At 52.2% G+C, this 14,845-nt stretch carries 11 protein-coding genes; 5 read left to right on the top strand and 6 right to left on the bottom strand.

Annotation, left to right across the window (positions count from 1 at the left end; genetic code table 11):
* The first annotated feature begins 5 nt into the window (after window positions 1-5).
* The 4 genes from BN8_RS17220 to BN8_RS17235 all read left to right on the top strand — a co-directional run bounded on the left by BN8_RS17220 (window position 6) and on the right by BN8_RS17235 (window position 4,541).
* On the top strand, window positions 6-920 hold the full coding sequence (locus BN8_RS17220) for a LysR substrate-binding domain-containing protein (RefSeq protein WP_009283193.1): 915 nt from the start codon (window positions 6-8) through the stop codon (window positions 918-920).
* A complete protein-coding gene (gene meaB / locus BN8_RS17225) occupies window positions 886-1,863 on the top strand; it encodes a methylmalonyl Co-A mutase-associated GTPase MeaB (protein WP_040006202.1) in 978 nt (325 codons plus the stop codon). Before BN8_RS17220 ends, meaB begins: the two co-directional genes overlap by 35 nt.
* A 129-nt stretch (window positions 1,864-1,992) precedes the next feature.
* Window positions 1,993-3,024: a plastocyanin/azurin family copper-binding protein gene (locus tag BN8_RS17230; RefSeq protein WP_144051776.1), complete on the top strand. Its 1,032-nt coding sequence runs from the start codon at window positions 1,993-1,995 to the stop codon at window positions 3,022-3,024.
* Between the two features lie 2 nt (window positions 3,025-3,026).
* Window positions 3,027-4,541 (top strand): PQQ-dependent sugar dehydrogenase, encoded by a 1,515-nt coding sequence (locus tag BN8_RS17235; protein WP_009283196.1) that lies wholly within the window; start codon window positions 3,027-3,029, stop codon window positions 4,539-4,541.
* Between the two features lie 110 nt (window positions 4,542-4,651).
* Here BN8_RS17235 and wrbA read toward each other — a convergent pair whose 3' ends face one another.
* From wrbA to BN8_RS17255, 4 genes are all read right to left on the bottom strand, one after another.
* Complete coding sequence (gene wrbA, locus BN8_RS17240) at window positions 4,652-5,257, bottom strand: NAD(P)H:quinone oxidoreductase (RefSeq protein ID WP_009283197.1); 606 nt, start codon at window positions 5,255-5,257, stop codon at window positions 4,652-4,654.
* Between the two features lie 189 nt (window positions 5,258-5,446).
* Window positions 5,447-5,905 carry a hypothetical protein gene (locus tag BN8_RS17245; RefSeq protein ID WP_009283198.1) on the bottom strand — a complete coding sequence of 153 codons (459 nt, stop codon included), beginning with the start codon at window positions 5,903-5,905 and terminating at the stop codon, window positions 5,447-5,449.
* A 53-nt stretch (window positions 5,906-5,958) separates the two neighbouring features.
* Window positions 5,959-6,477: a hypothetical protein gene (locus BN8_RS17250; RefSeq protein ID WP_040006204.1), complete on the bottom strand. Its 519-nt coding sequence runs from the start codon at window positions 6,475-6,477 to the stop codon at window positions 5,959-5,961.
* A gap of 206 nt (window positions 6,478-6,683) precedes the next feature.
* The gene (locus BN8_RS17255; protein WP_040006205.1) at window positions 6,684-7,238 is read right to left on the bottom strand and encodes an RNA polymerase sigma factor; all 555 of its coding nucleotides are present in this window, start codon (window positions 7,236-7,238) and stop codon (window positions 6,684-6,686) included.
* 674 nt (window positions 7,239-7,912) lie between these two features.
* Here BN8_RS17255 and BN8_RS17260 point away from each other — a divergent pair.
* A complete protein-coding gene (locus BN8_RS17260; protein ID WP_009283201.1) occupies window positions 7,913-9,610 on the top strand; it encodes a T9SS type A sorting domain-containing protein in 1,698 nt (565 codons plus the stop codon).
* 384 nt (window positions 9,611-9,994) lie between these two features.
* Here the strand turns inward: BN8_RS17260 and BN8_RS17265 are convergent, their stop codons facing one another.
* On the bottom strand, window positions 9,995-11,521 hold the full coding sequence (locus BN8_RS17265; protein ID WP_009283202.1) for a SusD/RagB family nutrient-binding outer membrane lipoprotein: 1,527 nt from the start codon (window positions 11,519-11,521) through the stop codon (window positions 9,995-9,997).
* 21 nt (window positions 11,522-11,542) lie between these two features.
* Window positions 11,543-14,779, bottom strand: a complete 3,237-nt coding sequence (locus BN8_RS17270) for a SusC/RagA family TonB-linked outer membrane protein (RefSeq protein WP_009283203.1) — start codon at window positions 14,777-14,779, stop codon at window positions 11,543-11,545.
* Between the last annotated feature and the right edge of the window lie 66 nt (window positions 14,780-14,845).

Below are 14,845 nucleotides of genomic sequence, written 5' to 3' on the forward strand. Positions count from 1 at the left end.
CATCAATGGATCTCTACCAGCTCAAGCATTTTCTGGCGCTTGCCGAAACGCTGAACTACCGCCGAACGGCCGAAGCCGTATTCATTGCGCAACCGGCCCTGAGCCGGCAGATTCAGCAACTGGAGCGTGAAGTAGGTGCTCAATTGTTTCGTCGCGACAAACGTACCGTAACGCTCACCCCAGCCGGCGCGTATCTGCAACAGGAAGCCCGGCGACTGATCGAGCAACTGGAACAAGCGTTTCGAAAAACCGCTCAGATTCACCGGGGTGAAGCAGGCGAAATTCGTATTGGCCATGCCAGCTCGGCGATGCAGTCCATCCTGCCACGGCTGCTGGCAACAATTCGCGAGCAAACCCCGGACCTGCGGGCGCTGCTGATGGAGACCACCAACCGGTTTCAGATGGCGGCTTTGCATAACCGGGAGATCGACGTCGGTTTTTCGCCCAACGTCATTGCCCCGGCTGACATCAGCAGTCGAATTGTGTATGCCGAAAACTTCGTGGTGATACTACCTGAAAGCCACCCGATTACTGCTGAAACCTTCACAAACCTCTCGGTGTTTGCCCACGACGATTTTATCCTACCACCGTTGCCGGAGGGCATCGGCTACGTTGAAAGCATCCAGTCGCTGTGTCAGTCGTACGGATTTCTGCCCCATATTGCCTACGAATCGGCGTATTCCAGTACGGTACTGCGGCTGGTCGAAGCGGGGATGGGCATTTCCATCGAACCCGCGTCTACACTACGAGGCCAGAATTTACGCATTAAAACCATCGAATTAACCGACGTACCGCAGAAGGCCGAAATGCGGATGCTCTGGCTCACCGAACGTACCACCGAACTGACCCCGTTTCTGGATCTGATTGACCGACTACTTGATGCCCATGCGCAACCGACTCCCGCCCGATCAATACATTAACGGCATCCTGGCTGGCGACCGACTGGTGCTGAGCCGGGCCATCACGCTCATTGAAAGTCGGCTACCGAATGATCAGGCGCTGGCCCAGGAGGTGCTGAATGGCGTACTGACACAAACCGGTCATTCCATACGCGTGGGCATTACGGGCGTGCCGGGCGTGGGAAAAAGCACGTTTATTGAAGCCTTTGGCAAATACCTGACTGGGCAGGGGCACAAACTGGCGGTTCTGGCCGTCGACCCCACCAGCCAGCGGTCGGGCGGAAGTCTGCTGGGCGACAAAACCCGGATGGAGCAGTTATCCGTCGATCCGAACGCCTACATCCGCCCTTCGCCCGCGGGCGACTCGCTCGGGGGCGTTGCGCACCGAACCCGCGAGACCATGCTGCTTTGTGAAGCGGCCGGCTTTGATGTGATTCTCATAGAAACGGTGGGCGTCGGGCAGTCTGAAACGCTGGTACATGGTATGGTCGATTTCTTTCTGCTGCTGATGCTGGCGGGGGCCGGTGATGAGCTTCAGGGTATGAAACGGGGCATTATGGAACTGGCCGATGCGCTGGCCATTACCAAAGCCGATGGCGACAACCGCCCCGCAGCCGACCGTGCCCGCGTCGAATACCAGAACGCCCTGCATCTGTTTCCGCCCACGGGTACCGGCTGGTATCCGCCCGTACTGACCTGTTCTGCAACAACCGGCGATGGCATCACCGACATCTGGCAGTTGATTCAGAACCATCAGGAGCAGATGACCCGCAACGGGCACCGCGATCGTCGGCGGCAGGAGCAGCAACTGGCGTGGTTTCGCAGCCATCTTCGGCGTCGGCTCGAAAGCCGCTTCTTTCAGCAGGCAGGCGTTTCGGAGCAGTTAAAAGCGATGGAGGAACAGATCAAAGACGGTACGTTGCTGCCCGTGCAGGCAGTAGAAAACCTGCTGCGAAACATTTAGAAATAGTGGTAAATTTGGTGATTGGTTATGCAGTTTAACTGCATAAACTTAGTCATTTACGCTCATCCAATGCCCAAACTTTCTGTTTTCTGGCTGTTTATACTGACCAATTTGTTCAGTTCCTCGACAATGGCACAAGTACGTCGGGATACGACCATCGTGCTGAAAGCAATCACCGGTCTCCAATTCGATCAGCCCCGATTAGTCATTAAACCTAATACGCGCCTGCGTCTGGTGCTGCACAACACCGACGACATGGCCCACAACCTCGTGCTGACCAAACCCAACTCCCGGCTCCGGGTGGTTGAATTTGCCCTGGCACTCGGCGAACGCGGTCCCAAACTGGATCACGTACCACCCATGCCCGAGGTACTGGCCCATACCCGAACGGTCGATCCGGGCAATGCCGATACGTTGACCGTAACCCTGACCGAGGGCGCTTACCCGTACGTCTGTACGTACCCGGGCCACGGGTCCATCATGTACGGTGTGCTGTATGTAGTCGACAATGCTAAACGCCTGCCGCCCCTGGATGCTGACCCGAACGTACCGAATCGGTCGGGAAGCGAGGATCATGCCCACCACGCGCAGAAGGCGCCGGACCATCCCTATTCGGTTCAGCTTCCGGCCGTTTACCGGACGTTTATGCCCGATTGCAGTCCGGCCGCTATCGCCGTTGGCCTACCGGCTGTCGGTACCGGCCCGGAGCAGTCGTATTGCTGGGATGCCGGTACGTGCCGACTCCGCTACGCCTGGGCGGGCGGCTTCGTCGATAACGGCGAACAATGGGAAGGCAAGGGCCAGCGTCTGACCAAGATTGTCGGCGACATTTACTACCGGGAACAAACCGAGTTTCCGTTTCAGACGGCCGCCGGAAAGCCCAAACCGGACGTACGATTCCGGGGGTATCGCCTGGTTAACCGCTACCCTGAATTTCAGTATTCGATCGGTGCCGTGACGGTTCGGGAGTTGATCAAGCCCGTAGCAAAAGGGCGTGGACTAATCCGGACGTTCACCTTTGACAAGCTGACGGAACCGCTTACGTTCGCCGTTGCCGACGACGGAATGCGCTACCAGACGTCGCTGGGGCCCGTTACGAAAGGTTCGGTCCGGATTCCGGCCGGTACGCGTCAGTTCACCGTAACCATGTCGACCTTGTAATCATGCTGACTACCCTGCTCATTTCGGCCGTTCTCGCCTGCTCGGCCCCGGCTGATACCATTTCCGATTATTATGAGGTTGAAACCATCCCGACCCCGCCCGGCCTGACGGTTGAAACGGGTGGCATCGCCTTTCTGCCCGATGGGCGGCTGGCGGCTTGCTTCCACCGGGGGGAGGTGATGCTCTACAATCCTAAGACTAAAATCTGGAAGCTTTTTGCGGAAGGTTTACACGATCCGTTGGGCATTCTGGTCATCAACAACCGCGAGATGCTGGTTATGCAGCGCCCGGAGCTGACTCGCCTGCGCGATACGGACGGCGACGGCGTGGCGGATCAATACGAAACCGTAACGGATCAGTTCGGGATGTCGGGCAACTACCACGAGTTTGCCTTTGGCCCTGTTCGCGATGCCAAAGGCAATTTGTATATCGGCCTGAATACAGCCTCCAACGGCGCGGGCATCCGGGCTGAACTACGTGGGCAGTACGATTCGCTGGGTCGGCCGGGCCGCATGTATTCGTGCGTACCGTATCGGGGCTGGGTTATGCAGATTACACCCGACGGCAAAATTCACCCCTACGCCAGTGGTTTCCGATCGCCAAATGGCCTTGGGTTTGATGCGCAGGGGCGCCTGCTGGTACCCGATAATCAGGGTGACTGGCTTGGCACCAGCAAGATCTACTACGTAGAGAAGGGGAAGTTCTACGGCCATCCGGCCAGCCTGGTCTGGAAAGACGGCTTTCCGGACATCAATCCATTGACGCTCCCGGTCAAAACCCTCGACAGCATGCGAACGGTTGAAGCCGTGGCACTACCACACGGCCGGATTGCCCACTCCCCTACGCAGATTGTGGTGGATAATTCCAACGGCAAGTTCGGGCCGTTTGCCGGGCAAACGTTCATGGGCGATATGGACTACCCGCACCTGATCCGGGTGCTGCTGGAAGAGGTAGACGGTCAGGTGCAGGGTGCGTGTATTCCGTTCTTTGCGAAGGCTGGCTCGGGTACGACTCGGTTGCGCATCGGTAACAACCGCCTGGCCTTTGCCCCGGACGGCAGTTTGTGGCTCGGCCAGACTGATCACGGCTGGCTCGGCACCCGGGGTTTACAACGTATCCGCTACAAGGGCGGTGTTCCGCTGGATATTATGGCTATGCACCTGACGCCAACCGGCTTTGACCTGACGTTCTCCTTGCCGCTCGACGAAGCAAGCGCCCGGCAGCTAACCAATTACCGGTTCCGGCGCTATTACTACAAATACCACCAGACCTACGGTTCGCCGGAAACCGACATCAGCGAGGTTCCCGTCACAAGTGTTCGCCTGTCGGCCGACCGCAGAACGGTATCCATTACGCTCAATGAGCTTAAGCCGGGCTACATCCACGAACTGACGCTGGGGAACTTACAGACCGAAGGTGGTCGTAAGCAACTGATGAATAAGCTCATCTGCTACACACTTAACCGCTTAACAACGGAAGCGAGCCGGATTGAATCGGCACAAAAAAATGGCCGCTAAGCCAGGCTGTAAAATGGTACCCAAGAAACGTACGCTCCTTCATAGGAACGTTCACGTATCACCCCAAACCCCTGAAAGGGTTTGGGGTAATTCTCAAAATGAAAGCGGTACTATTTCTTCCCGCCAAGGAACATCTCCGTTACCTCTGCAACGCGCTTACCCTGGAAACGGGCCGCATTGAGAGCCGTCTCGTCGGGCGATAATGAACCATTCTGGCTGACAAACGACGTACCGTAGGGCGTACCCGACTGAAACTGAATCGGATCGGCATAACCTGGCGATACGATAATGCTCCCCCAGTGGTAGAACGTATTGCTTAGGGACAGAATCGTTGATTCGTGCCCGCCGTGTGTAGTAGCACAACTCGTAAAACCCGACGTAATTTTGTTCACCAGTTTACCTTGTCCCCAAAGTGGCCCCGTCGTGTCGATGAACTGCTTCAACTGAGCAGCCGGCATACCGTAGCGGGTCGGTGCACCCATGATAATACCATCTGCCCATTCGAGATCGGCCAGCGTTGCTTCGGGTACGTCCTGCGTTTCAAGCCGGTGACTCGACCAGCCGGCGTTTGAGGCAATAGCTTCGTCCGGAGCCAGTTCGCGTACTTTTAGCACTCGTACTTCGGCACCCGCCTGTTTAGCACCTTCTTCCAGGGCACGAGCCAGTTTGTACGTTGTTCCGGTCGCGCTGTAGTAGATAATCGCAATTTTAGCCATGTTGTATTACAGATTAATGATTGTGACGCAAATTAAATGTATCTACTTTAAATGTATATACTTTTATTATCAAATTTTTGAAGCGAGGCTTAAAACCGATTAATTGGCCTCGGCCGATGTCTGGATCGTACAAGTACAATAAAGGGCGAACTATTTTGTCCGCCCTCTATCACCTTACTAGTCAATAAATTATGAATTGCCGTATGTCCGGTCCGGGTCGCGGGCATTGTCGGGTGCCATTCCTCCTTCGCTCGTCGTCCGGTTCCAGTCGGCATCAGCTACCTTGTCATCAGTTTCATCAGTGGGTTGCTGATAAGCTGTCATCGGCTCCGTTTTATCCATTGTAGCATCTTCTGCGTTAGCTGGCAGGGGTGGTTGTCCCCATGAAGCTCGTTTGGCTTCTTCTACCTCAGCGTCAGATGGTGCGTCGTTATCGTCTGATTCGGCTGCCATCCGCTTAATATCCTGATAGTCATCCGAAAAATCGGTATCGCTACCGGACGCTACCCGCGATGGTAGCTCGTTGTCCAATTGCCTATCATTCAACTGCGTCAGTCCCTGCTCCGGGCCCAGCCCCTGCGTACTATGCATTTGTTTTGCCGCATAGGATTCATCGCTCTCTTTGCGGAGTTTGCTGCTTAAGCTCATAACGTTGTTGATTTAATTTATGTATGGTGTACTCAAAACACATTCATGCAGGCTCAGTACGTCGGTTTATGATCAGTATCTGTACCGGATTGCGACACCTGTTGCATGTCGTCACTATCCGTTCCTGCTTCATCATCCTGTTCGGCGGCCTGTGCGTTATCCTTCGCATCGCGCTGCGCTTCCGGCGCATCCACCTCATCGGCTGATGCGTAATCATCCGGACCGTGGGTCGTGACATCGACCGTGCTGGTATTCGTTTTCTCCTGATTGGCAATGGCATTTTCCTTGCCTTCATCAGTAACTTCCATGGTGCTGTTATCCATGTCGCCCATACGGATAACGCCGTTATGGCTGTCCATGTCCATACTGCCTATACCTCGGTTGTTTCGGCCATCCTGACCACCTCGGATCTGTTCACTATCCAAACCATTGGAACTGTTTTCCATCTCCCGGCGGTGTTTGTTATCACTGACGGCCCGATCTACATCTGAATCGTCGGTACCGTATGGTCCTTGTGTCCGACCGCTGATTTGCGCTTCTTCACGATCGACACCTTTTTCTTCTTCTTTCATAACGTTAAGCCGGTTTATTACTATGATTAACCTCCAAACGCCCAAAAAGTTTATGTCGCAAATAGGTGTACTCTCTGGCTGCATAGGTTAACAAAGGCACCGTTTTTCTCGCCATCGTGAACGCTATAAAACACAAAGACCCACCAGGCAGGCGGGTCTCTAGCAAGTAATAGAGGGTTTACAAACGTAGCATTGGTGACGTAGAACTATTCTGCATAATGCTGCTGGTATAATCGGTTGACTTTGTCGCGACTTCGTTTCAGGCGCATCTTCACTGCACTGGGGGTTGCCTGATAAAGCTCAGCCAGGTCTTCTATACTGAGCCCCTTTTCGTATTTAAGCTCCAGCATCATTTTCTCCTCAGGAGCCATCCCATTCATAATAAGTTGCAACTGTCGGTGGCGATCATCAAGGTCCTGCGCCCCTTCGGAATCGGCCCGGTCGAATTCATCACTCTGGTCTGCTCCCATAGTTACAGTGTCCAGCCGTTTAGACAGCCGAATCTGATCCATGCAATAGTTGTGAGAAACGGAATACAACCAGGTAGAAAAGCTCGACCGTTGTTGGAACCGATCCAGCTTCGCGAACACTTTCAGAAAGATATCATGCGTAAAATCCTCGGCCCTAGCCGAATCCTGTGTTAACGACAAACAACGCCGATAAACCTTATTGACGTACCGAGTGTACAATGTTTCAAAACAAACATTCGGATCACTGGAGTAGTACGTTTCAATAATCTCTTCGTCGCGTAAAGATTCCATACTGAGAGAGAATGTATAGTTACAAGTGGTGAACATTGCATGTAGCTACATGCAATTGATACATATACGAGTAAGAGTATACTACGGTTTGACTGTATATGAAATATATAAGTATTCCTAAAAATAGATCAATGAAACTATAAAATACACTTAACAAGTTGCACTTTTCAGTTCTTTAGCTGAGAATCGTCTCCATTATAGGCATCGAAATACCATTGCTATAGAATCAAAGCTGATAAAAGGTAAATTCCTTTGAAAAATCACATTTATAACCCTACGTTCATTTGAGCGTATTCATGGATATTACTTGGTTTTAAGGTTAAAAAAACTATTTCTGATAACCTGTTTATCGGTTAATCAAGTACTAGATCAGGTCTCAATTTTCCACAAATACATTTTAATGTTTTCATGTAAAATCTTTATGAATCGGCATTTCGGGCTTACAAAAGCAACTTTTGCAATAGAGAGCAACACCGTTTAGTAAATACCCTTCCTTATAGTAAATCATATCCTTAAAAAATCCCATTAGGCAGGGTCTTCGTTCTACATTTGACCCCTAACAAGCCTCCTGTACCAGTAGAGCCGCTTTTTACCGCTGGACATCCGGTCAGATGGTGATCACACTCACGTTACATGGTAGCTTCTATGTTTAAACACCTTTCATCATTTGCCAAATGAAAAAACTTCTATTTTCTCTGTTAACCTTTTCGATCTCTCTTGTATCGGCTTCAGCACAAACTATTGAGAACGCAACGGTTGTTGGTGCTACCACTAAGATCGCTGTTGTTTGCCCCGGTGGTACCTTCAATCTATCATTTGATCTGAAAAATTTCAAGTGTGCAGGAACTACGTTTACAGTAGAGCTGACAAAACCAGGTGGCAACGGCCCCGTAGTAGTCAATTCGCAAACAGTTGCGAATCCGCAGGCGTCAAACGTCGTTTCGGTTACCATGCCTAACGATGCACCCAACGAATCTCTGTATCAGGTTAAGGTGTACAGCACTCGACCATCTGGCTGTTCACGCGACCCGTTGCGGGCGACAAGTAATACGGTTAACCTCCGTGTTCGGACTGGCAACAGCGTTATGGCAGCGTATCAGTTACCGCCTTACAACACCAATCCTAAAGCCGGTCCGCTGAACATCTGCGCTGGTCAGGAATTTCGGCTGGCTGCTGTTCCATCTGAGGCTGGTCTGAACTACAACTGGACAGGTTTGGAAAGTGGTTTTGCTCCGCTGGTGAACGTAACGCCGAATGGCGAAAGAGTTCAGACCACCGCATTGGTTGCCGGCAATTACACGGCTACGGTAACGCCTTCATTCCCGGCCTCAAGCGGTTGTAGCGTGAGCGGTTCTGACATTGCCATCAATGTAAGCGGTGGAGCTACCAAGCCGCAGATTCAGGCTGCTAACTCAACTATCTGCGAAGGTGGCAAAACGACACTGTCGTTAACCAACAGCTGCGAGGGTACAGTTACCTGGAGCAACGGTATGTCAACTATCGGCTCAGGTAACAGCATTGATGTAATGCCGACTGGAACGACTAACTACACCGCTAAATGCACCACTACGGGCCAGTGCAGCAGTTCACAGACCTCAGATCCATTGACGGTAACCGTTAGTTCAATCACGATCGACATGATTGCAGTTGGTGTTACCCCCCAGTCTCCAACCTCAGGTCCGCGCGCCGGCGATATTAAACTGAACCTGTCAAACGGCGATGTACTGACGTATCCGTCGCCCCGGATGTGGACGGCGCTTATCAGTGCCTGCCCGGGTGCCAGCAACGTTGAATCGGTTCAGATGCAGTTGACCGGCCCTGGTATCAACTTCGCTACGGTTGAGAACTTCGCGCCATATGCCCTGTTCTTCAACCAGGGTGAATCTACCTTCTACACGATCAACGATCCGGACCGTGCGATTGGCCCAGCGTTCAACAATGGCTGGCCAACTGGTAACTACACGATTACGATCACGCCCCGCGACCAGGATGGTACGTCTTCTGGCGCCTTACCTAAAGATCGGACGCCGGCGGGTAACGCAGTGGGTGGTAAAACAGTCAACTTCACTATTCAGGACCCTGTTTCAGCTCGGGTTGGCGTAAGTGAAAACACCAGCACAAAAGTTCGTCTGTATCCAAACCCAACTACTGATTACATCAGCGTAGAAGTAAACGCTGGTCTTCGTCAGCCGGTTACCGTGCAGCTATCGGATCTGCAAGGCCGCTCAGTGTATTCTAATTCAGTAACAACTACTGATGTGATGCACCGTGAGCGAATCAATATCCAGAAACAGCCGCAAGGCCTGTACTTACTGAAAGTGGTGACGAAAGGTGGTGTTGAAACACTGAAAGTACTGAAAGCACAGAATTAATTTAATAGTTGGATAAAGCGTAATGTAAAAAGCGGGCTGACGATGTCGGCCCGCTTTTTTGTGATCATACATCGCCGACAACTAAGTTAACGTGCTTTATTGGCAGCTCTTTTTCATCGGCATTTTCCTCGTGCTTTGGCCTTCACAAATCCTATATCAACGCTAATGTCCCTGATTGGTGCCGCTAATAGTCAGGGGTTCTAGTCGCTTCGTTTTTCAACACTGACACACTGACAATACGACAATCAGCGCCTGATCCTGTTAATCAATAACAGAAAACCCTTTCGGTTTAGAACCGAAAGGGTTTTTACGTTTGGGACAGCTACGTGTTTCCATAGCTACCCTGTTCATATTCTACTAGATTGAGGTCTGCTTACACGCAAACTAATCAACATCCCAGAACAAGCGGCTGGTAAACACGTCAATCGTACCCTGACTAGTTACGTTGGCCGTATTCGAGCCAGCTTCGGTGTTCGGGTAGAATAGTCGCACCGGCCGACGAGCGTCGGTTACCTGAACGCTCTGGGGCGTAACGGGCTGCCCCGTCTTCCGGTACTCCGACCAGGCTTCAAAACCGCTCAGGTTTGCATGAGCCAGCCATTTCTGCGTGGCGATAGCAACCACCTTATCGGTCGACGCGTCCCAGTCGTAGTTGTTGATCTTGCTGCCTTTATACGCGTCAGCACCGGCCGTATTGGCACCCAGTGCCCGGAACGATTGCTTGATACCTTCCTCAAAGTACGACTTGGCTGTTCCAGACAACGTAACGTCGGGGAAGCGTTGTTTGGCCTCGGCCAGATTCAACTGCACTTCGGCCGCCGTCATGATAACGAATGGCCGGTTAAACTGGCCTCGAATCAGCAGACTTGGACCAACGGCGCTGGTATTGGCAGGCAGGTAACCTGACGAAGCGCCGAACGGTGTACCGGTGTAGTTAGCCGCTACTTCACGAGCTGTGCTGACGCCTGGAGTAGATTGGTTTTCATTTCCAACGGCGTAGGCAATGCGCTTCAGGCGGAGTGTGTCACCCGAAGTTTTCAGGGTACTGACCAGAAACTGCGTGATACGCGGGTAGTTGTTCAGCGCCCGGCGAGCTCCCGTTTCGCTGTAACCCCAGCGATCATAAATTGGGTTGATCTTGCCGGCAGTGGCTACATAGAAGCTCGGACCACCAACACCCACGTCTTCGCCCGTAATGAAGCCGGAGCCACCCGTTACGATCTTGTTGATCTCCGTCTTGATATAAGACTCCCTACCTGCCACGCGGGCCTGACGCATCAGAATCCGCATTTTTACAGAATTTGCAAACTGCGCCCATTTGGTCGTGTTGCCGCCAAACATGATATCGGCTGATCCGAACGTTCCCGAAAACGCATTGGCCTTGATGTCCACGATAGCCTCATCCAAAAGAGTAATCAGCGATTCGTAGACAGCCTTCTGATCATCAAATTTAGGAGCCAGCACGGCGTTTGCCTTCAATGCTTCTGTGTAAGGCAGATTTCCGTACATGTCCACCAATTGCTGATAAATCATGGCTTTCATCACTTTAGCGGGGCCTTTCAGAAACTTCTGACCGGTCGCGTCGGCATTGTCAATCACAAACTGATAATCATTCAGGTTGTCGTAATAGCCATCCCAATAGTTAAAATCCCCATTGGTGAAATTATAAGCGAATTGCGTGGTGCTGATAATGTACCCGTTAGACTGCGTCCACTGCCCCGACCAGTACTCACCCAGTTCGTTTATGCCGAGCAGGTTCTGCGTAGTTGTATTCTGGGCATTGGTAAACACGAAGTTCGGCGTGGCCGTTGGCAGCGTGTTCGGGTTAGTGTTGATATCAAAGAAAGACTCCTTACAGGCACTGTTGGCCAGCGTCAGAGCGGTTAATAGAAAAGCAACTTTTAGTTTCATGTCGGTCAGAATGACGGATGGTTAGAATGTCAGGTTAAGATTGATACCGTACTGCCGCACCGGTGGTGTTTGCAGCGTATTGTTGATACCAATACCAACTGCCGTGTTCGTTGACGGAATCCCAATGTCGCCCGGTGACGGGTTACCCTGGTAGCTGAATTCCGGGTCGGTGTAGTAGTTCTTCTTGTCCACGAATGTGAATACGTTACGACCATACAGGGCGATACTGCCTCCTGAAAAAAGCCGCGTCTTCGACAGCAGGCTTTGCGGGAAGCTGTACGACAGGTTAATGTCACGGAGTTTGATGAACCAGGCCGGCGTAACGAAGTTTTCGGCAATCAGGCGGTAGCTGTCCACCCATAGACCATATTCGGCCTCACGTACCTGAACGGTCGTGTTCGGCGTAACCGTTACGCCATCCGAACCAAGAATTGCTGAGTTCGGGAAGATGTGCGGGTAGCGATTCTCGGTCCACTTACCGGATCCGGTGAAGGTCATCTGACGGCCCAGATCGCTGTACATTACGTTACCACCCCGATATTCGAAATTGAACGTAAACCCAAAGTTACCATACTCAACCTTCGAGCCGAGACCGGCAATGTGACGAGGCAACGTACCACCCCGGGGAGTCAGCGTCGTCTGGCGGAGGGGATAGCCCGTCGTCGGATTCACCAGTACATAGCCTGAACCATCCGGAGCGTACTGATAACCGTCAGTTTTCAGGATGGGGAATCGCTCCCCTTTAATGACGTTCGTGTTGGCGTATGAATAACCACCGTACTGGAACTCGTTGATGCCAGGATACAGGTCGATTACTTTGTTGTCGTTGTATGAATACCGCAGGCTGGCATCCCAGGTAAATTTACCACCCCGGGCGATGAGGTATTTCACTTCGGCTTCATAACCCCAGTTCTTGGTTTCACCGACGTTGATCAACAGGCTGCTAAAGCCCGTGGTATTCGGCACACGCACCGTAATTACCTGACCTTCCGACCGCTGCGAATACGCTGATACGTCAACATTGATTCGGTCGTTCAACAACTGAAACTCACCACCGATTTCGGTTGAATACACAACCTCAGGGCGCAGATTTGCATCAGGCAGGCGATTACCTACCGTCAAACCGACCGTGTTACCATAGGGGAAACCACCCCCGTTGCCATACGCCAGGTCCAGTCCATAGAGCGGAATGTTGTCGTTTGCGTTCTTGTTGTAGTTCGCCCGGATTTTGGCGTAGTTCAGGAACGACGACTTGATGGCGGGGAAAGCGTCGGTTGCGATGAACGAAACGGCCGCCCCGTAGTACGGATACGACCATGAGTTAGTTGGCCGGGTCGACTTGTAGAAACGAGACGTCTGGTCATACCGGAACGTACCGTTCAGAATCAACCAGTTTTTATAGTTCGACGTCAGGTCGGCGTAATAACCTACCCGGCGCTCCTGCGTGTTGTTCTCTCCCCCGGTCAGTTCGCCCTGCCGGTTCGCTACGTTATAAACGTCAGGTACTACAATTGAACTTGATCCTACAGCAATGCCTTTCGTTGTACGCTGATACACGCTGTTACCCAGAATCAACTTATTCTGGAATGCACCAAACGTCTTATCGGCCTGAATCAGGAATTCATTGTTGACTACGTTCTCCGTGCCGGAGTAATCCAGTATAGAACCGAGAACGTCTGAAATAGCCCGGTAGATACCCGTACCATCGCCCTCACGGAAGAACGGTTCGGGAATGAACGACTTCGTTTTGGCCCAATCTGAGTAGATAAACTTACCCGTTGTGTTCTTACCCGTCCGCGAGTTGTTCATCACGCCAAGCCGTTCGGTGAACGTCAGCCAGGGCGTTGCGCGCAGGTTCAGGTTGATGTTTCCGTTCAGGTTCGCGTCCTTGTATTTGGCCCGGTTGTTATCGGCTTCGAAATACGGGTTATTGTAGTAGTCGTTATAGAATCCGTTGGGATTGGCCAGCGGATTGGTCTGCCAGTCGCGAAGTTCACTAAGGGGCAGGTTGGCCGGCTGGTTAATTACGTTGAAATAAAAATCAGACGTTGTCCGGTCGTAGGCGGCCTGAACATAAGCAGCGTTGAAACCGGCTGTCAGCTTACCGTATTCTTTCGTTCCCGACAGACGTGCGCCCGTCCGCTCACTCTTATCGTGAGGAACGATACCGGCAATCTTCTGATTCTCCAGCGACAGGTAGAACGAACTTGTTTCATCGCCCCCCTGAAAACTTACCTGGTTGTTCATCGACACGCCTGTATCGAATGCTTTCCGTCGACCGTTTTTAACGGCCGCGTAGGGAACAATTAGCTGGCTGCCATCTTCGGCCGTACGACCCAGAATACGTAGCGAGCCATCGAAGGGATCGCCAAACTGCTGGTTCTCGTACGAACGCCAGTTACCCTGCATCCGAACCAGCGGATCGTTGCTGTAACCGGCCGAGCCGTAGGCGGGATAATAGTGTGAACCAGAGCCGAACTTAGTCTGGAACTGAGGCAGGAAGCTAATCTGCTCGATGTTGGTGCTGTTTGAATAACTCACCCGCAGTTTGCCTTTCGTTCCTTTCTTGGTCGTGATCAGAATAGCCCCGTTGATACCGGCTGAACCATACAACGTAGCGGCCTGACCACCTTTCAGAATCGACACGCTCTCGATGTCGTTCGGGTTGATTGTAGCCAGAATAGTCGAGGTTGTCTGCATACCGTCCAGCACGACCAGTGCTTCGTTGTTACCGGTCAGCGAGCGGTAACCACGTAGCACGACTTTCACGGCCGGATCTACGCTGTTGTTGACGTTATAAACAGCCAACCCCGTTACCTTGCCGGAGAGCGCCTGCGCCAACTGAGGAGAGCGGCCCACCGTTACGTCGCCGGTTTCAACCTTCGACACGGCATAGCCAATTTCGCGCTGGCTTTTCCGAATTCCCTGGGCGGTTACGACAATCTCCTGGAGATTAGACGCATCCGGTTTAAGCGAAAAGTTGATTGTCGACTGCCCATCTACTTTGATGCTTTGCGTGGCAAAACCGATGAAGCTAGCCTGTAGTTCACTCCCCCGGGCAGCCGAAATCCGGTAGGTGCCGTCGGCATCGGTCGTTGTTCCCTGCGTTGTTCCTTTGATGAGGATGCTTACCCCCGGCAGCGGGGTGTTGTCTTCGGCCGATACGACCTTTCCGGTAATGGCCCGATCCTGAGCTGATACCAGTTGGGGAATAGCAAACAAACACAGTAGAAACTGCGTCAGTAGAAATTTACGCATAAAGTTAATTTAGGTTAGAGATGTTGCTAATTGGCACTTAAATTCCAAAATTAGGACAAAATAAAG

This window comes from Fibrisoma limi BUZ 3, from assembly GCF_000296815.2.
Taxonomy (GTDB): Bacteria; Bacteroidota; Bacteroidia; order Cytophagales; family Spirosomataceae; genus Fibrisoma; species Fibrisoma limi.

Excerpts from the sequence above, each read along its gene's own strand:
- BN8_RS17220 (WP_009283193.1), top strand. The coding sequence starts at position 6 with ATGGATCTCTACCAGCTCAAGCATTTTCTGGCGCTTGCCGAAACGCTG.
- meaB (WP_040006202.1), top strand. The coding sequence starts at position 886 with ATGCGCAACCGACTCCCGCCCGATCAATACATTAACGGCATCCTGGCT.
- BN8_RS17230 (WP_144051776.1), top strand. The coding sequence starts at position 1,993 with ATGGCACAAGTACGTCGGGATACGACCATCGTGCTGAAAGCAATCACC.
- BN8_RS17235 (WP_009283196.1), top strand. The coding sequence starts at position 3,027 with ATGCTGACTACCCTGCTCATTTCGGCCGTTCTCGCCTGCTCGGCCCCG.
- wrbA (WP_009283197.1), bottom strand. The coding sequence starts at position 5,257 with ATGGCTAAAATTGCGATTATCTACTACAGCGCGACCGGAACAACGTAC.
- BN8_RS17245 (WP_009283198.1), bottom strand. The coding sequence starts at position 5,905 with ATGAGCTTAAGCAGCAAACTCCGCAAAGAGAGCGATGAATCCTATGCG.
- BN8_RS17250 (WP_040006204.1), bottom strand. The coding sequence starts at position 6,477 with ATGAAAGAAGAAGAAAAAGGTGTCGATCGTGAAGAAGCGCAAATCAGC.
- BN8_RS17255 (WP_040006205.1), bottom strand. The coding sequence starts at position 7,238 with ATGGAATCTTTACGCGACGAAGAGATTATTGAAACGTACTACTCCAGT.
- BN8_RS17260 (WP_009283201.1), top strand. The coding sequence starts at position 7,913 with ATGAAAAAACTTCTATTTTCTCTGTTAACCTTTTCGATCTCTCTTGTA.
- BN8_RS17265 (WP_009283202.1), bottom strand. The coding sequence starts at position 11,521 with ATGAAACTAAAAGTTGCTTTTCTATTAACCGCTCTGACGCTGGCCAAC.
- BN8_RS17270 (WP_009283203.1), bottom strand. The coding sequence starts at position 14,779 with ATGCGTAAATTTCTACTGACGCAGTTTCTACTGTGTTTGTTTGCTATT.